Genomic DNA, 23,805 nt, shown 5'->3' on the forward strand with positions numbered 1-23,805 from the left:
CTGAGGACTGACCTTTGCTTGATAGCCATGGCGTTTGGCAAGTGTCTCAACAATCTCACCAACAGTTTTGTGATCAAAATGCTCACTCACCTGTTCTTTGAGCTCTTTACGCATCGAGGCACTTTTGCCACAAAGGCGCAAGATCTCTCCATCACTGCCCCCACAACTTACAACCGATTCGACAACAAAACACCCCATAAATGCACTGATGCTGTTCTCATAGCCAAAAATCACTTGCAGAGTGCTGTTGCTTGAGGAAACCTCTAAATCATTGCCACTATCATCAAACTCTGCTTCAAATGTATCGGCTTTATTACACAACACATTGATTTATAATGATAATTTACTGTTTTGTATATTGAATAAGAGACCCGAATATTGTAAGATTCTCTCATTTCAAATCTGTTTATATTGCTGAAGTATTTTTTTCAATTTTTTCCTCAATCGTATTGTGTAAAATTAAAATAATCGGGATAGCCATAAAACAACAGATCAAAATAAATAAGCTAAAAATACATATAAAAGTAAAGATATCAAACTCTCTGCCCCCATCCAATACTTGGATAATGACCTTATCCAACATCTGGATAACAAAGTCTACTGCCAAAATGATAACAAATATGCAGATGATTATTTTATAGTCCTTCGATGAAAGGACCATAACTTCTTTAAACGCTAAAACTTCAGATTCTTTATCAAATGCTGAAGAGACTCCCAAAACCTTATTATCTGGATTTTAAAGCGTCTCATGAAATGGTTATGTTTCTTGTATTGTCATACTGGTCTCATTTTTTTCTTTCATTTTCGGAGCGTGTTTCTGGTGATTCTCCATATCTTTTCCATCTATCTCTTTCCGCTCTTTGACAGTTTCTGTTACACAAAAAACAAAGAGTCCCTATAATAACCATAACGGATATGATGAGTACTATTGCAAATCCCACCGTTCATTCCTTTTTCAATGAAATCGTTGTTCATCATCTCATGCATTTTTCCTCATTTGCATCAATGAACAACTTTGCTGTTTTCTTATCGAGATATTTTCTTCAAATTTTGAAGCCTATTGTTTAAACTATCAACTTCGTGATTGAGCCTTTCAAGTTCTTTATTGAGTCCATCAACATGTCCATGATGTTCAGAAATCACTTCTAAGTAATGTAACATTTGAGACTGATTTTTATGCTTATTTGCTTCACCTAGCCCTCGAAAGGCTTCTGTCCTTTTCTCAACATGCTCAAATAAAGTAAAAGCCTTCTCGAGCCGCTCAAAAACCGCATCATTGCGTTTTAGAGTTGTTTGATATTTATAAGAAAGTTGTTTGTTGTTTGGCATATTTTTCAGCAATGCCAAATAGAGTTCCTGCTGTTCAAGAGCTATTCTCTTCAAGTCGTCTACCATCACATTCAATATTTTTACGGTATCGCTCCATCCCCGTTCAGCATTTTCTTTTTCAAACTTGACTGAATCCAACTTTTGAACAGCATCATCGCGCTCCCTAACCACTGTGGAACAAAATAATTTATCTATACCCGTATAGCCATGCGAGGTAGACAAAAAATATGGTAGCAAAAATATGATAAGCAATAAGCCTTCTCTAAACAGAACTTTTTTTGTAAACATTTTTTTATTTTTCTCTGAACACAACAATTTAAATAGACATATAAATTCATATCAAAATATTCATAATGAAATTTATTAAATCTATTTTAAATAATCTACAATAAAAATAAAAAATGATAAGTTGTACAACAATTAAATACGCTACACATAGAGTAAATCTATAAAAACTAATTTATTCAACAGAGTAGCCATGGAATTTTCTATCTAGTTTTATATCTCTAGAGGAGTAATTTAATCTTTTATCCATGACTTTAAAAGAGTTTAATACGATGCTATAAATAATTCAAAAATGACATTTTGATTAACAATCATATTAACAATGGTGAAATAATGAGTAGACAAAACAGATAAACACAACCAATGATATTGAAGGGTATAAAGGCTACTTTTAATATAGCTTTGCTTTTTATCAGCAGCAGTAAAAAGTTTGTGTTTTTTTACAAAGATTGAAATTTATTCATTTTTTATCGTATATTTTATGCTATCTTCCTTAAATTAATTAAAAGATCATAGAGTATTAAACTGATAGAATGCATTTTTCTCAAGCGGCATTTTTAGAGAAATGTTGATTTAATCAGTGAAGACAAACAATGAGCAAAGTTATAATTTGAAAAGACAGTATATAATATTTATGATCAATGATCTAAATTAGAGACATGAATTGGGGGAGTTTGATCTCTCTTACAGCACAGTAGCTCAAAAAAACAGTAGATGAAGTTTAAAATTCACCATTACCCATCATAAGATGAAAGCTTTCATCCCACGTTTGATTTTTTTTAACTATTTTCTTGTCCTGTCTGTAATATCTAAAGAATATCTTCAAGCACTCATAAGTACTCTTTTAGGTTATCATTTCCATGATCAAAGTAAAGGTTATCGAGCTTCCATTCCAGATACTGTTTTGCAAAAGGAAATCGTCATTTCAGGATACGGAGGGATTTATGTATTTAGTCACAATGTATCATGCACCCTTCCTCTTATATCAGAAATTTAATTCTTAATCGTAATGACGGGATTAAAAAGCACCTTGCGAGACAATCTTTTTAATAAATTTTTAATAAATAAAGTAAAGATGAATTCTGAAAAAACTTTTTTAGACGTAAAGTGATACGGAGAAACAGTCAGAAAGAAAGGGGGGGGATTACAAATGTTGATGACTATAAAAAAAGATATCAAAAAATTACCAAAAACCGATTTATGGATCATTTGTGCTATTTCACCTGATCAGCAAAGAGAATGGATCAGTAAATGGTATATAAAAAATAAACAAGCCTCTATAAGTTCTAATTATGTCAATGATCTTGCCGTCCTAGGATCATTTTACAGATCTAGACAAAATGATTGCTATGAAAGCAACAGCCCCACAAGCAACTCCCCTCAAAAGATGACAATCTCATTTATGAGGCTTATGTTGCTCCTCATAATCACTTTAAAATTGCATCATTTGCTCTCATTAATACGCTTTGAAGTCTCATATAGACTAAGGGACCTTTTTAATTTTGGGGTGGTTATGGAAAACAGCTTTCCACTGATCCCTGAATGGGGATATGAAACCGCTACCTTTTCACAGAAAAATATTCTTTTCAGTGGAAATTCTTATTGTACAATCTATGGAACAACACAATGAACAGACCACGCGCCCTTGCTCTCAACTATGGCTCCTATAATGCTGTCCGCATGCTCATTGGTGTTTACCATGCTATTTTTTTAATGTCCATGGGAGTGAGTCTGGCGCAATTAGCTCTGCTTCAGGTTGTCTTTTCCACCACCATCCTGCTGCTTGATTTTCCCTGTGCTGTTTTATCTGACAGATATCGGCGTAAATATTCCGTTATGGCTGGGGTCTTTATGACAGGAGTATTTTATCTTCTATGCCTTCAAGCTCCCAATATGACAGCACTTATTATTGCGCAAATTCTCTATGCAGCGGGCATTTGCATCATTGTCAGCGCCATTGACGGATGGATTTACCATTCTCTAGGCGATAAACAGGATCACTTTTCGCATTATGCTCATCTCTACCACCAGGTTAACTCTTTCGGAAGTATTCTCAGTGGGATTGTAGGAATTGGAACGATCTATTACTCTGGACAATATTTTATGGGATATATCATCTCATGCCTCATGATGGGATTTATTTTTTTGATATTCCTTATTGTTCCTGAAGAAAAGAAAACGACAATTGAAACGTCCAAAACAAAAACAATCTTGCACAATGCCAAGGAAACGCTCTGGATATTTCAAAATACAGTAGGAGGAGCATGGTTTATTTTCCTCATGTGCCTTTTTAGCGCTGGTATTCAGATTATTTATCATTTCTGGCAACCGATAATACTTTCAGGGGGAAAAATTCATCACCTCAACGGTTCGCAAATGCTCGTCTTGATGTGCTGCCATATTGGAGCCTTTTCAGCACAATATTTTTCAAATTTACTGATGTCTAAGTATCATGTTCTTGATAAAAAATATAAGAATTCTATAAAATATTTTTCCTTCTTTTCTGCTCTGATGTGCATAGCGCTCTATTTTTTAGTTCATAGCCATCAAACCGCTGCATCAGTCATTGCCTTCTCTTTAATCCATGGATTTATTTGCACTGTACCGATCGGGGCAAAAAGCTTATTTTTCTCAGAACTTAACCAAAAACAAACGCAACATATTTCTGGTATTGTTGGTGCTGTCTCTTTTAGCGGAAGAATATTTTCAATTACAGTATTGAGTATTATTTCTTTTCTTCCTGCAAAAGTTTCTCCGTCTTACTACCTAATATTACCGACCATTACTTTTTTCATGTGTGGTTTGGTTGTCATGAGATGGATGAAACACTCTCAAAAGTCTCTATGAGAGGAAAACCATAACATTTCACCCACAATGTTTTTTTCTAAAAGAAATCGATACTTTTTTGAGAGCATTGCCACATCCAACTTTCAATATACAATGCAAATATAAAGCAACACATTGATTTATAATCATAATATACCAAACTTGAATATTGTAAGATTCTTTCTTTTCAATCTATTTTTATGGTTGAAACAATCAAAATCATTTGCTTGCACATCATAAGTGGAGAAAGCCGTATAGATAAAAACAATTTAGAAAAGAAAAAATGCCTTTTATGAACTCTCATAGTTAAAATCTATAACAACAGGAAGGCAGATATATAATATGCCTCTTTGCATCTTCATAAGGATACAAATGGTGTGGCTTTATAAGGCTTTATGTGTCTCACAGAAACTTTTGTGTTTTATACCATTTACGAGGTGGCGTCGCAAAATGGGCTTATACACATTGCAAAGATATCTCTTTAAAACAAGTGCATAAATTGGCAACACAAGTATATTTGTGTTTAGAACATGCTTTTTATATGAGAGGCATAATCCCAACGGAATAAACAAAAGCGTGAGATACGCAATCTTCATTATTTAAAGGACACGACCATAGAGATTCATGAAATTTGTAAAACTGAATTAATAAGATGATGATAAAAATGGGAGCTCATTTCCATCTTTTCCGTTTTCATATTTTTTTCAAAATTAAAAGATCCTTCCGTTTTTAGAAATAACTCGCTAACAGATATATACAATATTTTCTCCCCTATTTGATATATAAAAGCTGACATAACCGATAAAGCAGTAAACCATCTTAAATATTGATCTCAAATATGCCGTTGTATAAGGAATAGGTGTTGATTGACACGCAAAAGCAAAAGCTTAGTAAAACAACGTCATAAAATAATAAATATGCCACCAAACGATTGAAACGACATAGGGAGATCAAAAACACTTTGTAGAACCAAATCCGTAACATATCTAGCTTTACGGCCGCTTATTCTTACAAACGTTCATGCTGCTCCCTATATCCATAAAATAAATAAGCAATCCTTAGCTAAAAAATATGCAACGTCAATGTGATTGCTATAACAGAGCTTCGCTTTCTCCTTTATCAACAATAGCAATTTACATGAAACATCTTGCGCTTAAAATATCCCCCATTGGTTTTGCTTTAGTTTACACCATTAGAAAAGAAATTTTTGTAACTTGTTTCATGAAACATAAAATTAAAAATCAACACAGGAATTAAGAAAATGAGCAACCACACGCGCTGCTAATACAGGTATTACAATTTCGCACATAAATTTAGATAGAAGGAAGATAAAATAGCACCACTCTATAGCAGAGTAGCTGATAGAAAACGCCTAGCAAGAAAAGAAATCAAAAAACTTCACAAAATTGAGATTGGTAGAAAAGCAAATGAGCACAAATCACTGAAAACAAAATTCCTATACACAATCAACTGCTTTTATAACAATAGATGGCGGAGAGGAAGAGATTCGAACTCTCGAGAGCCTTTTGAGCCCTACTCCCTTAGCAGGGGAGCGCCTTCGACCACTCGGCCACCTCTCCAACAGAGAGGCATAAATGGTATCAACAGAAAGTTCAAGACATTTTCGATTTTTTTCCCAAATATCTGAAAATTTTTCTCCTATTGATCCCATAGGGAGCAAAAGTTAATAAAACAAGAATTGTGTCTTTTTTACCACAGCATCTCGAATAGTACATATATATATTACAAAAAGGTAATTTCATATTTGAAACTCTAAAAAGATTAGTTATAGCTAAGATAACAAGTGCTGCGTATTTTACTTATGTCTTTGTCCTTAATGCGTTAGGCAAATGGTACTCTTTAGAAGAAATTTAACCGGACCGCGGAGATCCCATATGAATATTAAATCCCTCTTTTTAAGCTCTACAGCAGCTTTTTTAGCAATTTCTGGAGCACATGCCGCTTCAACAGTTATCGCCGAACCCGAACCTGTAGAATATATTCGCGTTTGTGATGCCTACGGAAAAGGATATTTCTATATCCCTGGAACAGAAACCTGCATGCGTTTATCAGGAAATGTTCGTACTGATTTTATAGGCGGTAATAATATCGATGCAACAACCGAAACTGAACTAAGAGACAAAAGAAAAACCTACGGCGCCGCATCACGGCTCACCCTTGTTTTTCAAGCAGCTTCTGAAACAGAAATGGGAACACTTCGTTCATATGCAAGAATTTATTCAAACTGGGGTGATGGTAGAGACAACGCTGCTGCAAAGCTTGCCGCGGCTTACATTGAACTGGGTGGTTTTCGCGTAGGTCTTGATGACACAATTTTCAACAGCTGGACTGGTGATTATGGAGATGTTCTCAATGATGACAGCATAGCGCCTGCCGGCACAACACGCACCAATTTTATTTCCTACACCTTTAATGGTGATTCCGGCTTTTCTGCTATTATCGGCGCTGAATTAGGCAATAATGCAGATTCTCTTCCAGGAATAACAGGATACTACATTGATAAAGATGATAAGCTTGTTTCTATCACTGAGGGTACTCTTCCAAGTAAAGCAATTAAAAATTACACCCCGAATGTGATTTTGGGTATAAAGTTCATGCAAAAATGGGGTGGTTTTTCAGCAGTTGCAGCATATGATGCTTACTACAAAAAGTGGGCTGGAAAAGTACGTGCAGATTTCAATGTCAACGATCGTTTCAATCTATGGGTAATGGCTGGTTATAAAAATGGCCTTGATTACTACACAGTAAATACAAAAAATGAATTATCACGACAAAGCACAACGATTTATGCAAACTGGGGTGGTAAATGGGCTGCTTGGGCGGGTGCCACTTACAAGCTTACTCCAAAAGCAAATTTGAATGCTCAAGTTTCTTATAGTGCTGTAAAAACCTTTGCAACTTCTGTAAATATTACATACACGCTGGTTCCAGGATTTGTGATTACACCTGAATTAACCTATGTTTCTTGGAATGATGATCGCGTTGTGACGGATAAAAATAATGATGAAAAACATTTATTCAATAAGAAAAGTGCTTTTCAAGGTATGATCCGTTTACAGCGTTCATTCTAATCCTATTTAAGCTACAGCTTTTAAAAACTGGCAACATGGTTTGCCAGTTTTTATTTTTGGAATCAAATATCATGAATATCTTTTCCTGATACGTATTGTCTTGTCTCTCGGAAAAAAACGACTTAGTTTCACAAAACTACTCTCAGAAGATTAACCCTGATATGCTTGATAAGAGCACTGCATACGGGCGTTTACACATCACTTCAAACACAATCTCTTCCTTGCCCTTTAAAGCATGAGCAGACCCTTTTGCTTTATGACCAAATTGGTCTTTCTTAGCAATTTACTTCTAACCTTTGTTAATTTAGGTCATGAACTTCTCTGGTCAATTCTGTACTGAACAGATAAAATATTGAAAAAAACAAGACATCATTGTGTTTTTGATATGCCTGAATGTGTCTTCTATCAACACTCTAAAACACAATGTTTTATAACACGGCTTCATTAAAAAACTTAATCATCAAGAAACATGCTGTCAAAACGATGCAAATATTCCCTAAAGCAATAAAAGAGAAAAGCGATATATCTTCAAAAAATGAATTGACCTCTTCCCCTTCTAAAGAATAAAGCCCCTATCAGTAGCAATCTGTAAATACCCCTATTTTTCCTGAACCTACATCACATTGATTTATAATCATAATTTATTATTTTTCATGTTTCAATCAACCAAAACCTTTCACTTGTACAACAAGCGGAGAGAGCCGTGTGAATAAAAACGAGTAAAGAAAACCCTTTTATGAATCGTTTTAAACTCCAAGGGTTGTCGTAACATTGAGATTTGACAAAATGTACGATAGTGCTAGGCACTTTTATTAAGCATAAAAATGAGGATACACTTCATAGAGGATTTTAGATTATATTCTCTATAAACGTCGCTGTAAAATATGTGTTGTAATACGCATTAAAAGACATTGCTTTAAAACAAGCATGGAAATATACAACACAAGTCCATTTTATTTGAAGCGTTTTATCCTGCGTAAGGAGCATGCCATCATATACGCAACATCTTGACTTTACGCGTTTTTAAAGAAAGAAAAGAAACAGTAAATTTAATCTTTGCAAATCATAGAGCTTTCAGAGTTATGTTTTCATAAAACGCCTTATACCGTACAGGGGATTTTTTACACGATTAATGCCTTTTTTACATAAAGCCAATTGGCAAAAAGCAGCCTCTCTTGATAACAAAAAGGCTTACACGTAATCATAAGCCATATTTTCAATTAAAACGCATTGAATTCACGGAAAATACTTATCAACCAATGCATAAAGAATTGCTGCTGTTTCAACATCTAGAATCCCATCATAATTTTCTTGACGAAAATGAAGTTGAAATGCTCGGATCAAATCTTTGTATCCTGTTTGGGGACACGCAGCAGAAATGTCATATCCATAACATTTTAGCTTCGCCAAAACATCTTCTTTGGGTGGAAAATTCTTAGAGAATTGCTCTTGATAATGACTTTTTAGTTCATCATCATACCATGCTCCTATACCTGCCTTATAAAGTTCTTTCCATGGAAAAGCTGCTCCTGGATCACTTTTTCTTCCAATGGCAATATCACTATGTCCCACCACATCAGTTGGCATAATATCGGGATACCGTTGAAGAATATTTAAGGCAAGTTCCTTAACGGCATCAATTTGTATTGGATTATAAGGAGGAAATATCCCCCCCTCATCATGATAAGCCATAAAACCAACTGTCTCTTCTGGAGACTCAGAATGACCCGTCGCTAAATTAACGATTTCAATCCCGATAGACGCATCATTGAGATGACTATGCCCAGCCCATGAACTCACACCCGCATGCCATGCACGCTCATTTTCATCGACCAGATTAAAAATACGCATGTCCTTAAAGCCTGCCTCACGATATGTCTGCTCTGAAGGATCAGGAACAAGATAGTGTGCACTAACCTTTTCTCCTGTAAGCGCCATAACCGAGGCTTTAAAATCAAGAGCCGTATAATGCATAACGAGAAAACGAACGCGACGATTAAAACTCTTGACAGAACGATAACTGTTGTAATCAATCTGATACATAAAAGCCCTTTCTTTGTTGCTTAAAAAGACCACTGCGCACCACAACAGATAGGACAGGAACTGTTAAAAATTTCGCAATGAACTTCCTAATCAGATACTAAGAATTACGCCTAAAATTTGTTCATCAAAAACATTGACACTCTTATCAACAATTAAGACACATTTTTATTTCTCCCCCACACACGCGTAAAATGTTTTTAACCACATTCACAAATACACCGCATTAAATCTTTTCCCCAAACAAATTCCTACAAATTACCAATCGAAAGGAAAACAAAAGCGTAAAATGATCACTCATTAAATCTTCACGTCTTACAGAAAAAATAGTTCTTCCTGTTATCAAATTGAAAAATATCGCCCCTCGGAAGCGAACACCCAACGATCATGCAATCACACAAAAACTTAAAGGAAAAATTTTATGAGCTCTTTACAGCAATTTATTATCAGATCACGGAACGGCACATGTTCACAATAAAACTCTTCACGGACATATTGTTCAATAAAATTTGCAAAACTTTCCTGTAAATGACACGACTTCTTGTCTTTTCACACCATCGCTTTTTGATTTACAAAGAATCTGAATTATCTACAACGCTTGAGGCACATGAAGTCTCTGGATTCCTTGTCATCAGCTCTATGAAATATAACATATTGATTTATAATCATAATTAATCATTATAAATATTGAATGTAGCGAACCTAATATCGTAAAGTTTTTCTTAATCTTGAATCAATCAAAGTCATTTAATGACACATCAAAAGAAAAAATACCCTATAGATAAAAACCACTTAAGAAAATGATCAAAATACTTCTTATAATAGAACGTTTAATAATTTAAGAAATATTGTTACGTCCCCATAGAGGTTCATTTTTTCTTCTCCGTTTTCAAATATCTTTTTAAAACCAACCAAGCTGCATATTCTTGTAAGACGACACCTAAAAGTGGTCGCGTATAGGGAAAAGTTACACGATCATCATCATAACCTTTCATCCGTATAGTCATCGTGGCATGTCCAAGGCTTTCTGCTTGATTTTCTAATGTCTCCAATGAAGGCTCTAGGCTCACTTCAACCTCAAGCAGTGGAATATCTTGTTTACCTTTTTCTATGGGCTGAAAATATTCTAAAAGCCGCGGATCATTGGCAGACCAATGAACCTCAACGTGCATTGCTAATTGTTTACAAGCAGTAGTAACTTCTGCACCAACCAAATAGGGGTGAAAATGACTTTCAAATTCTTCCACGAAATGTTGTTCCAAGGGCGCTTCTGATTGACCAACAAGCTGTACAAGAACATAGGGGCTTTTCCATAAAAAATGCCGTTCAAAGGGTTCATTTTCAAAATGATCATCCACCCACTGCGCAATTGTACTTTCATCAATTCCAATCAAAGTCCATGCATACTCCGCACGCGATACAGAAGAATATTTCTTCTCATTGTGTTCTAAATAATTCTCTAAAAGCGCAAGAGCCTGTGATGGTGGACCAGGCAAAACAACAAGCGTACTTCCATCGCAAGAGAGATAAAAGCCTGGTGCTGTGCCTGTAGGATTATCAAGCACGGTTGCTGTCTCAGGAAACAATGCTTGACGCGCATTACTCTTATCCACCAAAATCCCTAATCGTTGTAATTGATCTTTTATTGTTTGCCAAACATCTTCATGATGTAGTAAAGGCTGCTTTACAGCTTGAGAAACCGCATCACGTGTTATGTCATCTGATGTTGGTCCCAATCCCCCACTGATAATGATAAGATCTTCTTGTCCAAGACAAGCAACAACAGTCTCACTGATTTGCTGTAATTGATCAGCACAGACAAAATGACGTGTGACTTGAATATTTCTCTTGTTCAAGCTTTGGCTTAAATCTTGTAAATTCGTATTCAAATATTGTCCTGAAAGGAGTTCATCACCAACAGTGATAATCGCCGCACGACAAACAAAGACAGGCTTCACAAGAGAATTGCGAACAGCTTCAGCCATTTGACGGGTAGAGGCGACACCTCCAAGATCATAGGTAACGGTTTTTCCAGCACGAATAACCTGATCAACACTCTCAGATAATTGTTTTGCTGCATCTTTAAAGCCTAAATGCTCTAAGAGTAAAGCCGTGGTATAAAGCATCGCAGAAGGATTTGCTTTATTTTGTCCAGCAATACGTGGTGCGCTTCCATGAACAGGTTCAAAACAAGCAATCTCGCTCCCCACATTCGCATGAGATGCAAGCCCCAATCCCCCCATTATCCCAGAGCCAAGATCAGAGAGAATATTGCCAAACATGTTTTCAGCAACAATCACACCAAACCGCTCTGGCTTGGTTGCAATCCACAAAGCAACCGCATCAACATTATGAATATCTGCTTCAATTTCCGGATAGTTTTGCGCAATTTTCTCAAAAATTTCCTGAGCAAATTGTCCACTTTCTCGCATAACATTGGGCTTATCAGCAAAAGTAACGCGCCTAAAGCTATATTTCCTTGCATAAGAAAAAGCATATTCAAATAACCGCTCTAAACCAAAGCGTGTCTGCAAACGGACTGTCCACGCAGCTTCCTCAAGCCCATATTTTGTCAAATTTGGATGTTTTAGCCAAACGGCTTTTTCAGGAGAAATACCCCGAAAATCCAATCCAGCATAAAGGCCTTCACTATTTTCTCTGATAACACAAAAATGAAAAGGTTTTCTCGGACCAAAGATGTATCTTACAGGACGTATATTTGCAAACAAACCTAACTTTTGGCGAAGTTGAAGTGCGGGAGCAACATAGGCAAGGTTTTTCTCTTTTAAATGCGGAGCAAGTTCTTTTAAAGCCGCTTCTTTTCCTTTATTGGTCACAGCACCAAGTAAAATAGCATCACTCTGAGTAATTTTTTGCCAAGTCGCTTGAGGGACAGAATTTCCTTCCTGTTTCCAACATTCAAAACCAATATCACCATAAGTCAATTCAATCGGCAATTGAAATTGCTCTAAAACCATCAACGCAGCATCACAAACCTCTGGTCCTATCCCATCACCAGGTAAGACAAGAACTTTCTTTTTCATAGTCCCTCCATCCACTCATCAATGACTGCATCCGTCATAGTAGGATTATCCTCCCACAAACGCGTACCAGCACCAGAGATAAGCTTATATTCATGGTTCAGATTATGACTTTTTGTCTGATTATCTACCGTTGCAAGTTGCGACTTTTCTCCCACTAAAGCTAAAAACTTCCCCTTATACTTAACTATTTCATCTCTAGCATCTATTTCTAATAAGAGTTTAAACCCTCTTGTCATGCGTTCAATTGCCACGCTTTTTTGTTTATCGGGAATCTCCAATAAAACTCTTTTTTTCATAATGCCAGAAGGATGCATAAAACCATTGAGTATTTCCAAAGCCCCCGATAAATCATTATTTTCTAAGGAGGCAAAAATATCTCCAAGGCGCCGTTGCAAAACCTTATCTGGATAGCCAGGTGCATTCACAGCAAGCACAGCTTGGACATTGGGAAGCTGGGCTGCCAATATTTGTACCAATGTTCCAGCCATAGAAAATCCCACAAGCACTGCGGGCTCTTTAAAATAGCTTTTAAGTTTTTCTGCCATAAAAGATAAAATGTCTACAGCAGAATAATTGAGAACATGAGAACCCTTAGGAAAAAGAGAAAGCGTATCCAGCAGAGTGACAGGGAATCCTTTTGTTGAACATAGCTTTGTCAATGGAGAACAAAAAACACCACCATCCCAAATTGGCATTACAGGAGAGAGAATAATAATAGGAAGTCCCATTGATCAATTCCTCCCCTTATTTTTAAACATGCATTAGAGCCAGAACTTTTCCTACCCAATATAATGAAAATATGTTGAAATTCTATGCTCATATTCTCCCCTCATAATAATCGATTTGTTAAACTCAAACTAAGCTTGTAACAAATTTTAAACCCACTCAATCCAGAAACTTAATAAAAAAAATTCATCTAATGTACAGGTGCCCCATTTGTGTAAAACATCAAAAGCATTTCCGCATAATGCTTTCTTTTTATCATTTCACTCAGCTTATTTCTGAAGTCATAAAATGACGCGCTTTTTGAATATAAATGATAAAACCAATCATACAACACACAGCTAACAAAGTTGCCATAGCCCGTGGGCTATGACCAGAGATTTTTCCGATAACCGCTGCACTGAGTGCCGCACTTCCTAATTGCAAAGATCCCATAACACCAGAAGCCGCTCCCGCAGCTTTCGGATGCGATGAAATAGCCAACGCTGTTCCTAACGGCAATAAAAAACCATTTCCAAAAGTAAGAACAGCAATAGCCATAAAACTTGTCACAAGGGGCCATGGGCTTAGATACATTTGCAAAGCAAACAGCACACCACCTATCACAAAAATAATGTACCCTCTGCCCACAGTTTTTTCCATAGACTCGCGTTCAAAAAACCATCGCGCCAAAAGATTTCCCAGAATATAGGGAAACGAAACACCAATATAGCTATAACTAATGTGTATCGGTGATAACCCCAAAGTCGTGAGTAAAAAAGGCGACTCCACAATATAAGCAAAATAGGCAGCGTAAGAAAAACACGGAATAAGTGCATAAAAAATAAATTGTTTATTTCTGAAAACACCTAAATATGCCTTCATCAATCCTACCGGAGAAAAATGCTGCCGTTTTTGAGGGGGTAGAGTTTCGCTTAGCACAAAACAACATAGCAAAATGGTCAAAAATATAAAAAAGCTTAAAAAGATAAAAGTTGCCTGCCAATGAAAAGCCTGTATCAAAAGTCCACCAATGAAAGGTGCAAGCGCTGGTGACATTCCAATAAAAGGGAAAACAATCAAATAAAGTTTTCCAGCCGCTTTTTTATCCAACAAATCATTGATAATTGCACGACTTAAGACAAGTCCCGCACAAGCACCAAGACCTTGCAAAAAACGTAACACAAGAAAAGCGTGAATATGAACCGTATAAATCACACCAAGTGTCGTAAATAACCACAAGAATAAGCCCAATAGAAGTGTTTTTTTACGCCCAAAATTATCACTCAGCGGCCCATAAATGAGCTGTCCAAGTGCCAATGCCAACAAAAAAACCGCCACTGCACTTTGAATTTGAGATTGTGTCACTTGATAATATTGACGCATATCGCCCAGTGCTGGTAAAAAAATATCGGTAGAAATCAAACCTCCTGTTGATAAACATACGATAAGTATAATGAATGGTAATGTATATTTATGTTTCATCAGGAAAGTCACATTTCTTAAATTTAAAAATATTTAAATTTTACGTTTATAGAAAAATAATAATTTATATTTATAAATATAAAGCTATTTTAACTTTATCCACAGGGAATAAAATAATCAATTTTCTTTATTCTTTTACTTTATTCGAGAATAATTCAGCTTGTTGATACATAAATCCAGTGTATGATCCGCACGCACACACTCAACACGTAAATAAACACTTAGTGCTTCACTTTATAATTAATTTTAAAGCATAGCAAATCGCAATTTTAAAACTATACGCAAAAGAAGCTAAAAGATCAAAACTCTCCTTCAGAGATATATTTCCCAATCCGAAATAGCGCATTTTGTTGTATTCATGTTGCCCTATCTTCATCAGCTTTTTTCATTGATATCATCAACAAAAACGCTCCCAAACTCTATCCCTCTCCATGATAACAACATCACTTTCCCGACAACATCTTTTATCAGAATTGGTTTACAACGCTCAAAGAAAAAAGAAGCCACAAACTCCCTTTCCTCAAAACTCCCCACGCAAATATTATTGTAACAATACAGCATATAATAATGGCTCATGGAGAAGTCTTTATCAACACAAATAATTGAGCAAATAAACTTAATAGCCCACTAATATCATAAAGAAAATTGTGCTTCTATCTCGCTCTAAAATCTAAATTCATCTTGTCCATTTTGTTAGAATTTCATTCTACATAGCCAGCACAAAGTTTATTGCCTAAGCTATTGACAAACATGCTATAATAAAAATTTGATAAATCATTCTGCATCTAATTTAGAAAGCAAGGAGAAGCTAGTAATGAATATAACAGAACGAGCCATGTAGCAATTACTTGTACCTATTAAAGTGGAAGGAAAGACATACACAGAAATCACCTTACGCCGCCCGAAATTTAAAGACTTAAAAGCAATACAGAGCAAAGAAGGTGACGAGCAATCAATTGAAATGATCGCATGTCTTTCAGGGTGGTCCTATAATGCCATCAGTAAACTTGGTGTTCGTGATTTTTTAAACATTAAAGACATTGACGGGCCTTTAATAAAAAAAAAGTATTAAAAAAACTTGATAAAATGAATACAATCATAAAAATCCCATCCCTAAAAATCCTATCCTTAGAAACTCAATTTTCTAAACATCTCAAAAACTTTATAAACAAAGTAAATGCACCCATAAAAAGCATAATGGATGAATGTATTTTAATCGACAGTAAACCCGAAAAACGCACAAGTAACCTTTACACAAATACATTTGAAACAGAAGACATGACAACTGCAAATGCAAAAGTGAAAACCTGTAGCACCTATGAACCGATTACAGTTCATAATCCCTACGTCATAAAGGTGGAACGCATGACCTTTACAAAATGCACTTTCTTAGTACAAGATGGTCCATCGAACCAAATTTATCTCTCAAATCAAAGTGCTCTTACATCGTATAAAAAAACTACGGGCGAAACTAAAAAACAACCTTTGGAGAGAATCTCGAAACTTTTGGACATTGTCTCAAAACTTTTCAACTTTCCTCTCTGGTTTTGGGAGTTTTTACTCAAAGAACTTAGAAAATTTTTCTAGCATTGTTTTGATATAGAGCAATAAGAGAAGGAAAAACAGCTTAGAACACTAATGTTTCTTCCTTCTCTTTTATCTCTCATAGCTTTTTGAATTGAATACTTTTGATATTTATTTTGAATAATTGAAGCATTCTTTTAATTATAAGTACAATATAAAAAACTAAAATTTTAGAAGACGCGCTGTTTTTACAAAAAAATGAATAATAAAATAAAGACTCCAGAATTTTACTTTTTACCTTCAAACATAATCAATGATGGAAAAGCGTTTACAAAGTTTTCCTCAAGCAGTATCTGGGACATTACTTGAAAGAAAAGCATTAAGAGAGCTTACTTTTAAGCTAAGGGGGAAAGATTAAACTTCACAACGACATTCAATCTTTTAAACATTGCAGTACAGAACGGGAAAAGAGAGCCATTCCTTTATTCCTCATAGACCGTTTATCCCCCCATCAACTAAAATTCTCGATAAACTGGTATTATCAGTTCTAGACTGGAGTCATGTAAGAAGAATTTTAAGTTAATGATCACCGTCTTGTTTTCGATGTTTTCTGTCCTTTTTGGCGCATATCTATTCACTTTTGGAACATAATTTGCAAAAAGGCATTGTATCTCCAGCATATTCAAGGAGATAAAACATGGAAACTCGCATTCCTGAAAACACACCATTCGAGACGAATTTTCTAGGAGAAACATCTCTAGAAGAAAAATATTCACTCTTTCACACACCCATTTCATGGTCCGCAATCTTTGCGGGACTGGTGACGGCTCTTGCCACCTCAATCTGCCTCTCTTTTCTGGTCGCCGCTTTAGGCTTAAGCCAAATGGATTTCACCTCTTCAACCCCATTTGAAGGCTCTTTCCTCTCCTTTGGCGTGGGCTCTGTTATCGTTACACTGATTAGCCTAGCCTTGGGAGGCTTTGTAGCTGGACGTTTTGCTGAAACCTCAGGAACGCTTCATGGCTTTCTCACCTGGGCTCTCATAACATTGCTGATGACCCTCCAAGCCATCCACGTGGTTTCTAGTACAGCAAAGATAGGAGCTAAAACGGCTCTAGAAAACAGCTCCATGGTCCAACAAACCGTGGACAGCCTAAAAAACAATATTTCCCCCATACTTGCAAAATTAAACAGCGAAAGTCTTGAAAAGTTTTTTGCAAAAAATAGTGACAATGGCATCAATTTTGACCAACTTTCGAGTGAATTGCGCACCCTTCTCAATAAAAGCGACATTCCTGCTCTCAACCCTGAGCGCTTAAAACAAACCTATCAAGCTGCACTCAATGATATTGGTTCTGCAATAACAGCTTTCAAAAATGATCCTTCTTACTATCGCACCACTTTAAAAAATCTTGGTGAGCGTCTGTCCGATCGTGTAGAAGATCTCACGACAAAATTTGATCGAAGTGATATCATCAAGGCCCTTGTGACCGATGGCATGTCGCGTGCGGATGCACAAACAGCAGCCAACCGTGCCGTCCAACTCTATCAAAGAGCAGAGGAAAAGACCGAAAAAGCCATCAAAGTCCTTGAAGAACGGGCAGAAACACTCTCAGACAATCTTGAGGATACGATCAAGGGCGCCAAAAACACTGCGACTAAAGCCACAAAAACAGCCTCCAATATGGGGTGGTGGGGCTTTTTAGGCAGTCTGGTAGGCGCCATTATTTCCAGTGTTTTTGGCTATTATGGTTATAGAAGCCGTAAGGACACTTTCATGCTTTAAAACGTCTACCTTTAAAGCAAATACATAAAAAGCTGCACGTATAGTGCAGCTTTTTTGCAAAATCTTCTGATTGTCTTTTTGTATTATTGTCTCTCTCATATCAGACAACTTCACCAGCCCATCATCCTTAATACTCCCCTTTCAAAAAACATAAGGAGTTGCTCATCGCTGCCAATAGGCATTGTGCTTGTTTTGGAAAAGAGCTCTGAAAACTTCCTTTCTCAACTGATCATCAAGAAAAACTATACAAAGCATGGGATATACCATAAACACGTAGAAGAAAATTGTACCTTATAACCTCTTGGGGAGGAGCATTGTGACAAAGAAAAAATCCATGATTTTTACCCAAATGGGACTTTTCCTTGTTTTGGGCTTTAGCAGCTTTGCCGATGAAACAGCACAAGTTACATTTGCTCTCCACTTAGCAGAAAGCACAGCATCTATTTCAATGCTGCTGTTTGCAGGGCTTGTCGGGGCAATTTGTGCCGGACCAATTGCACCACGCCTCTTGCATCGCTTCCAACCAGCGCGAACAGTACCCATTGTTTTATTGTTTGAAGCACTCTTCATAGCCGTTGCCGCAATTGCCAACCAATTTTGGGTTTACATTGCACTTTCTTTCGCACTAGGTTGTGCTGGTTCACTCTTTTGGTCTGCTATCCTCGTTTCCGTCCCAGAATTTGCAACCAATGATCAGCAACTAGATCGACTAAACCGCGTTATCCAAACAGTTCGTAATCTTGGCTACATTGCCGGACCACTGCTAGGGGGTGTATTGTATGGAATATCAAATGGGCAAAAAGGGCTCTTTGCACTATCCATCATGGTTCTTTGTGCTACCTTTATCACTCTCTTCTGTTTTAAAAGTTTAAAAATACATACGCAAACAACAAACACAACACAGCAAGCCAAAAAAGGGCTAGATTTAACGGGTCTCTTGCGTAAAAAAATGTTGTCTATGCTCTTTCTCCCCTCATCATTACTATCATCCTCACCTCTGCTCTCAACGTCTTATCGATTGTCCGCATCCGCACGGAGCTGTACTTCAGTGCAGAAACCTATGGGGTAATCACAAGCATGTTAAGTCTTGGCCTCGTGGTTGGTCCACTCTGTTTCTCCAGCCTTTTTCATCGCTTTGGCAATGCCGCTGGAGCATCACTTGCCGCTGCAATAATTGGCTTTGCAATTTTCTGCTTTTCCTTAACACATATTGTATGGTTGATGATGCTGTCATTTTTTATCCTTGGGGGTGCAAACGGCGTACAAAATGCTCTAATGGCAAGTTTTATGATGAAAGCCATTAAAAAAGAACACCGAAACAACCAAATGCCCGCCTATATTTTCATCCTACAAACAGCGGTGTGCCTTGGCTTTCTAGGAGCCGGTTTTGTAAAAGTGCATCACACCCAAAGCACACTATTTATCATTGGCATCGCCACAATGATCGCAGGCATATTAGGTTTTATCATAAACCGCACTATGCAAAAAAAGGAATATGATAATGGTTAACGAACTTTACTATCTTTGCTCTCAGGCAAACCAAACCCAAAAATGGCATGACAATCACCCCTCGATGAAATCGTTGTATCTCCCCTATAACCCCATACCAACCAATAAGACTTTGATGAACCACTCTTGAGTGTGGAAGAGCAAACAACCCTAGCAAACAACCATTGCCAAAACTTGATATTTCAAAGCAGAAGAAACCGGTTTAACATCATGCAACAAGATCCTATAGGCTTAAACTTTTACAATGGAACAGGCGGCTATGTGTGGCAACTGGCAGACTATATGCGACATGATTGTCATGAGAGCTCCCACACACTTGAATTGCAAAAACCAACACCACCCATAGCCATCAATTCTTTTGCTGTCTACCCACGTGAACTCAATCCTTTATCACACATTCAATGGGCAAAAGATGTACAAATAATAAAAAACAAACCAGCACTCATTGGCAAACGGCAAATACAACCCATCACCATTGTTTCTACAAAAGGAGCGACATTTGGCGGATTCGACTTTCCCACATTTGAAGCACTTCGTGAAAGCTGCTATGTCCAATCACTGAGAGAAATACAATTCAATGGTACTCTTCTTGCCTCTGGAAGTCTTTTGATCTCACTTTTACGACACGGGTCTCATCAAAACAGATCAAAAAGCATTTTCAGAAAATGATGCAACCGCTCTTTTACGAGAGCCAACAGTATTATCATAGATTCTTCTCTTGACACTCTTGCCATTAATCAACTCAATGGGCGTACAATCCAACTGAATGAAAAAACCAACCCTCTCTTGCAAAAAGCCACAACCAAAATGCACATTCAACACCCCATAGAACAAACAACCACGTTTTTTGTAAAAGCAGAAATAATGATAAGGATCAAAAGATGTCCCTGATAAGCCCCGATATGGGAACAGAAAATAGTGCACAGCTCATTTATGCGCTCATTCAAATGGCAAGACCGCGCACAGTCATTGAAATCGGTGCTGGTGATAGTACGTGCTTTATCGCAAAAGCACTGCAAAAAGCAAAACAAGCATGGCAACAAGATAAAAAACTTTTAGAATCCTCCACCTGGGAAGAGCGCACAGCTTTGCTTGACCCTTCAGGAATCCTTGAGAATTACGAACCACGGCTTATCACCATTGATGATTTTTCAGCAGAAGGCCAATCAGCCGAAGAAGCATGGCAAGAACTGCTTCAAGACGGTATTGAAAAAGACATGGTAACATTTATCCATGAGAATTTTTTCTCTCTTGATGAAACGCTCAAATCTTGGGGACCAATAGATTTTGTTTGGCTTGATGCTGGAACGCCCGCAGATGATGTGCGATTTGTTACCACAGTTTGGGAACACATCACCGCTGGTGGTTATCTATGTCTACATGAACCAACAATGACAACAACAATTGCTCTCAATGGCGAACAACGGGTTCGACGCGTCAGAACTCCCATCTGGGAAGAAATTCTCTACCGGCTTGATGGCTCCTATGAAGCTTTAACACTCCCCGAAAACCACAAATATCGCCAAAGTGGTCTGGGGATTATTCGCAAACGCACCTCTGCCGAACAAATTGTACGCGCACAATCGCTCCAAGCAGAACTCATAGAAATCAATGAAATTCCCATTCGCAATGATATTTTGCCCATGGGGAAAGAAACCCTTCACAAACGCAATACCCGCAATTCACTGATCTCTGCCATGACCTCACCAACACTGCGCGCTGTTTATGCCGCCATTATCCTTGGTGCAAAAAATCTTACTGATATCCTCAAACATGTCGATTCAGATGCCAAAAACATTCACAAATCCATCAATCGCCTTTTGAATCTTGGACTTATTCACAACACAACAGCAGGATTTCAAGCCGAAGAGACAGTGTGGAAAATGCTAGAAAATAAACATGAGCGAAATAGGGAAAATTTAAGCGACCGCCATTTAGAAACAGAAGAGATGCTATCAAAAATTGGTGAAGCCTTTCAAAAGGAAAAAATCTATAGCGAAACGGAAGTTTCCAAGATATGCAACCTCTTTACGATAGACTTTGCCCGATTACGACGCACTCTTGTTGAGAGAGGTTTTTTACAACGCCATGGAGGCAAATATCAACGCATGCGCTAAAAGAGATTTGAAAAATGATTAGCGAACTCTATCGTTTTTCTTCTCTATTTCAAGAGAATGAATAACCTTCCACTAAAAAAATATAATTTCATTAAAAGGTTACAAAATCATTCATCCCATTCATATGTTGACAATCTATGGGGGGATAGTACATCCTCTTCATAAAGGATAAAATGGAAAAGCAAGAATGCGGGGTGCCAATTGGTTATCAAAAAGGATTGGGTGGTTATCAAAAAGGATTGGGTGGTTATCAAAAAGAATTGGGAATAGTCAAAATCATCAGGAGAAGATATAGGATCAAGGTCTCAATGATCTTACGGTTGTTGCGCGAACATCAGGGCACAGTATTGTTGCTCAATCCAAATCATGCTCGATATTTCTAAAAACATCGTAGAAAAAACAATATTCTTGCATTGGGCTGGCTGGTGAATCAAGAAGGATACTATTTCAACGAAATGTGCACAGCAGAAACAGGGCTGACAAAACTTCCTCAAGAGATACAACAAAATGTATTTGATCATTTAACGACACTTCTATGGAAATTCCATGGGCAAAAATAAAATAACTTTTTTCATCTATAGCACAGTTTTTCTTTCTGAATTTTCCTTTTTCTTTGTACTCCCTTTGCTTGGAAACTCTTCTCTCATAACTGCTGCCAATGTCGCTTTTTATCTCGCTGGATCAGTAATCCTTGAAAGCATTCTCATGGTAACCACAACGGGTTTATTAGAAAGATTTTCGCGTAAACTCTTAATGGCTAGCGCCTTTATTTTAAGGAGTAGCGCTTTTGTGTGCATTATCCTATCGCTCACACCTTCTGCATGGTTGATCTTTTTTACCTTAATGGCTTTTTCGAAAGCAGTTTCAAAGCCATTTTTGAGAGAAATTTTATCAGAACATCTCAATGAAAATGCTCTTAAACGCGCATTAACTCTCTATTCTTTTTTTCAAAATGCTGCTGTCGTTATCGCCCCTCTTGTTGCAACGAGTGCCATAAAATACAACGCATCAACCTTCTTAATGGCTTTTTTTGCACTCATTGGTTTGTATCTTTGTGTTCTATCCATTCAAATTGTTTATCATTACCCACATAAAACATTATCTCTTGAAAAGAATAAAAAAACAAAAAAAGCTCTTCTTTCTTCTTTAAAAACAATAATACATAATCGTTCTATTGCTTATTTACTGGTCACGGCTTTGCTTTGTGCATTCCTCATGGGAATTTTCATCACCACCACAACACTTCTCAATAAATTTGACAGCAATCTCGCCCCTTATAGTGGAATTTTCTTTTCAATTGTTGGCATCAGTATTTGTATCTGGCAGGGGGTAATCAATAAACATCTCACCCTTTCCGATAAAGCAACTTTTTATCTGCTCTGCTTTATGGGAAGTTTCGCTGCATTTTTCCTCATAGGTGGGGTCTTTACCGCTGTGACTGCGTTAATTGCCTACAGTGTCTATGAATCTGTCATGATTCCAGAGATATACTATCAAGCAGGGAAAACAACCTCACCCCTCTCTGCCAGTGTTCTTTTTAGTTATATTCTTGTTATTTCAAATATTGGCCAAGCTGCCGGCTCATGGACAAGTGGATGGATCATCAGCCATTTCAACAATCATATCGCTTTCACCTTTTGCATGATTGTTGGTGCCTCCGCCTTTGCTTCTTGCCTTTGCCTCATGCAAACGAAAAAATAAGCAGCTTCCATGTCACATATCATTTTTGAAAACCCGTAGCACAACAAGAGCACTCAAAATAATTCGCCATAAATCACTCAATTATGGGTTTGTAATACAATCTGCGGCAAAGAAGCTCGAAACGGTCTTTAAAGATTGCTCTGTAAGGCTCCGTTGCCAATTGCCTCATAGCATAAAGTATTATGGGGGCAGACAAGCGTAAGGTAGCTACATTCTGCACGAATAATATTCTATTGATATCCATGTGCAACACAGCCAAAGCATTTTTTTATAATTCGCTCATTAAGGATTTTGAACTAATCAATCTCAAGCCTCGCCATGCGCGTTTAACTTTTAATGCCGCCCATTCTCTCTCAATTTATATT

14 protein-coding genes, 1 tRNA gene and 2 pseudogenes are annotated in these 23,805 nt (G+C 37.1%); 10 read left to right on the top strand and 7 right to left on the bottom strand.

Annotated features, from left to right (window positions below):
• A pseudogene (locus ACFIKN_RS01475) lies at nt 1-315 on the bottom strand (late control protein); the annotation flags it as partial.
• Nucleotides 316-1,026: 711 nt separating this feature from the next.
• A complete protein-coding gene (locus tag ACFIKN_RS01480; protein ID WP_375657798.1) occupies nt 1,027-1,551 on the bottom strand; it encodes a DUF5930 domain-containing protein in 525 nt (174 codons plus the stop codon).
• A gap of 1,219 nt (nt 1,552-2,770) precedes the next feature.
• On the opposite strand from ACFIKN_RS01480, the gene ACFIKN_RS01485 reads away from it, so the two are divergent.
• Complete coding sequence (locus ACFIKN_RS01485; RefSeq protein ID WP_375657799.1) at nt 2,771-3,244, top strand: hypothetical protein; 474 nt, start codon at nt 2,771-2,773, stop codon at nt 3,242-3,244.
• Nucleotides 3,241-4,461 (top strand): MFS transporter, encoded by a 1,221-nt coding sequence (locus ACFIKN_RS01490; protein ID WP_375657800.1) that lies wholly within the window; start codon nt 3,241-3,243, stop codon nt 4,459-4,461. The genes ACFIKN_RS01485 and ACFIKN_RS01490 overlap by 4 nt, the downstream gene beginning before the upstream one ends.
• A gap of 1,468 nt (nt 4,462-5,929) precedes the next feature.
• On the opposite strand, the gene ACFIKN_RS01495 is transcribed toward ACFIKN_RS01490, so the two are convergent.
• A tRNA-Ser gene (locus tag ACFIKN_RS01495) sits at nt 5,930-6,020 on the bottom strand.
• 315 nt (nt 6,021-6,335) lie between these two features.
• On the opposite strand from ACFIKN_RS01495, the gene ACFIKN_RS01500 reads away from it, so the two are divergent.
• On the top strand, nt 6,336-7,532 hold the full coding sequence (locus ACFIKN_RS01500; protein ID WP_375631641.1) for a porin: 1,197 nt from the start codon (nt 6,336-6,338) through the stop codon (nt 7,530-7,532).
• 1,236 nt (nt 7,533-8,768) lie between these two features.
• Here ACFIKN_RS01500 and ACFIKN_RS01505 read toward each other — a convergent pair.
• The 4 genes from ACFIKN_RS01505 to ACFIKN_RS01520 form a co-directional block, all read right to left on the bottom strand.
• On the bottom strand, nt 8,769-9,575 hold the full coding sequence (locus ACFIKN_RS01505) for an N-acetylmuramoyl-L-alanine amidase (RefSeq protein WP_375657801.1): 807 nt from the start codon (nt 9,573-9,575) through the stop codon (nt 8,769-8,771).
• Nucleotides 9,576-10,441: 866 nt separating this feature from the next.
• On the bottom strand, nt 10,442-12,616 hold the full coding sequence (locus ACFIKN_RS01510; RefSeq protein WP_375657802.1) for an isocitrate/isopropylmalate family dehydrogenase: 2,175 nt from the start codon (nt 12,614-12,616) through the stop codon (nt 10,442-10,444).
• Nucleotides 12,613-13,344 carry an alpha/beta fold hydrolase gene (locus tag ACFIKN_RS01515; RefSeq protein WP_375631637.1) on the bottom strand — a complete coding sequence of 244 codons (732 nt, stop codon included), beginning with the start codon at nt 13,342-13,344 and terminating at the stop codon, nt 12,613-12,615. The genes ACFIKN_RS01510 and ACFIKN_RS01515 overlap by 4 nt, the downstream gene beginning before the upstream one ends.
• A gap of 262 nt (nt 13,345-13,606) precedes the next feature.
• Nucleotides 13,607-14,803, bottom strand: coding sequence for a multidrug effflux MFS transporter (locus ACFIKN_RS01520; RefSeq protein WP_273791533.1), 1,197 nt, complete (start codon nt 14,801-14,803; stop codon nt 13,607-13,609).
• 862 nt (nt 14,804-15,665) lie between these two features.
• Here ACFIKN_RS01520 and ACFIKN_RS01525 point away from each other — a divergent pair.
• The 7 genes and pseudogenes from ACFIKN_RS01525 to ACFIKN_RS01555 all read left to right on the top strand — a co-directional run bounded on the left by ACFIKN_RS01525 (nt 15,666) and on the right by ACFIKN_RS01555 (nt 23,440).
• Entirely contained in the window at nt 15,666-15,875 is a 210-nt protein-coding gene (locus ACFIKN_RS01525; RefSeq protein WP_375657803.1) for a phage tail assembly protein, read from the top strand.
• Between the two features lie 1,149 nt (nt 15,876-17,024).
• The gene (locus ACFIKN_RS01530) at nt 17,025-18,113 is read left to right on the top strand and encodes a DUF3792 domain-containing protein (protein WP_375657804.1); all 1,089 of its coding nucleotides are present in this window, start codon (nt 17,025-17,027) and stop codon (nt 18,111-18,113) included.
• 316 nt (nt 18,114-18,429) lie between these two features.
• Nucleotides 18,430-19,622, top strand: a pseudogene (locus ACFIKN_RS01535) (MFS transporter).
• A 210-nt stretch (nt 19,623-19,832) separates the two neighbouring features.
• Nucleotides 19,833-20,291, top strand: coding sequence for a hypothetical protein (locus ACFIKN_RS01540; protein WP_375657805.1), 459 nt, complete (start codon nt 19,833-19,835; stop codon nt 20,289-20,291).
• A 212-nt stretch (nt 20,292-20,503) separates the two neighbouring features.
• On the top strand, nt 20,504-21,739 hold the full coding sequence (locus tag ACFIKN_RS01545; RefSeq protein WP_375657806.1) for a DUF2087 domain-containing protein: 1,236 nt from the start codon (nt 20,504-20,506) through the stop codon (nt 21,737-21,739).
• A gap of 173 nt (nt 21,740-21,912) precedes the next feature.
• Nucleotides 21,913-22,122 carry a hypothetical protein gene (locus tag ACFIKN_RS01550; RefSeq protein WP_375654700.1) on the top strand — a complete coding sequence of 70 codons (210 nt, stop codon included), beginning with the start codon at nt 21,913-21,915 and terminating at the stop codon, nt 22,120-22,122.
• Nucleotides 22,123-22,285: 163 nt separating this feature from the next.
• Nucleotides 22,286-23,440 carry an MFS transporter gene (locus tag ACFIKN_RS01555; RefSeq protein ID WP_375657807.1) on the top strand — a complete coding sequence of 385 codons (1,155 nt, stop codon included), beginning with the start codon at nt 22,286-22,288 and terminating at the stop codon, nt 23,438-23,440.
• The last annotated feature ends 365 nt before the right edge of the window (nt 23,441-23,805 follow it).

Origin of the sequence: Bartonella sp. CL436QHHD (assembly GCF_042195105.1) — a bacterium.
In the GTDB taxonomy this organism is placed as follows: Bacteria; Pseudomonadota; Alphaproteobacteria; order Rhizobiales; family Rhizobiaceae; genus Bartonella.

Excerpts from the sequence above, each read along its gene's own strand:
- ACFIKN_RS01500 (WP_375631641.1), top strand. The coding sequence starts at position 6,336 with ATGAATATTAAATCCCTCTTTTTAAGCTCTACAGCAGCTTTTTTAGCA.
- ACFIKN_RS01530 (WP_375657804.1), top strand. The coding sequence starts at position 17,025 with ATGGAAACTCGCATTCCTGAAAACACACCATTCGAGACGAATTTTCTA.
- ACFIKN_RS01510 (WP_375657802.1), bottom strand. The coding sequence starts at position 12,616 with ATGAAAAAGAAAGTTCTTGTCTTACCTGGTGATGGGATAGGACCAGAG.
- ACFIKN_RS01555 (WP_375657807.1), top strand. The coding sequence starts at position 22,286 with ATGGGCAAAAATAAAATAACTTTTTTCATCTATAGCACAGTTTTTCTT.
- ACFIKN_RS01540 (WP_375657805.1), top strand. The coding sequence starts at position 19,833 with ATGCAACAAGATCCTATAGGCTTAAACTTTTACAATGGAACAGGCGGC.
- ACFIKN_RS01550 (WP_375654700.1), top strand. The coding sequence starts at position 21,913 with ATGGAAAAGCAAGAATGCGGGGTGCCAATTGGTTATCAAAAAGGATTG.
- ACFIKN_RS01490 (WP_375657800.1), top strand. The coding sequence starts at position 3,241 with ATGAACAGACCACGCGCCCTTGCTCTCAACTATGGCTCCTATAATGCT.
- ACFIKN_RS01485 (WP_375657799.1), top strand. The coding sequence starts at position 2,771 with ATGACTATAAAAAAAGATATCAAAAAATTACCAAAAACCGATTTATGG.
- ACFIKN_RS01515 (WP_375631637.1), bottom strand. The coding sequence starts at position 13,344 with ATGGGACTTCCTATTATTATTCTCTCTCCTGTAATGCCAATTTGGGAT.
- ACFIKN_RS01505 (WP_375657801.1), bottom strand. The coding sequence starts at position 9,575 with ATGTATCAGATTGATTACAACAGTTATCGTTCTGTCAAGAGTTTTAAT.
- ACFIKN_RS01520 (WP_273791533.1), bottom strand. The coding sequence starts at position 14,803 with ATGAAACATAAATATACATTACCATTCATTATACTTATCGTATGTTTA.
- ACFIKN_RS01545 (WP_375657806.1), top strand. The coding sequence starts at position 20,504 with ATGTCCCTGATAAGCCCCGATATGGGAACAGAAAATAGTGCACAGCTC.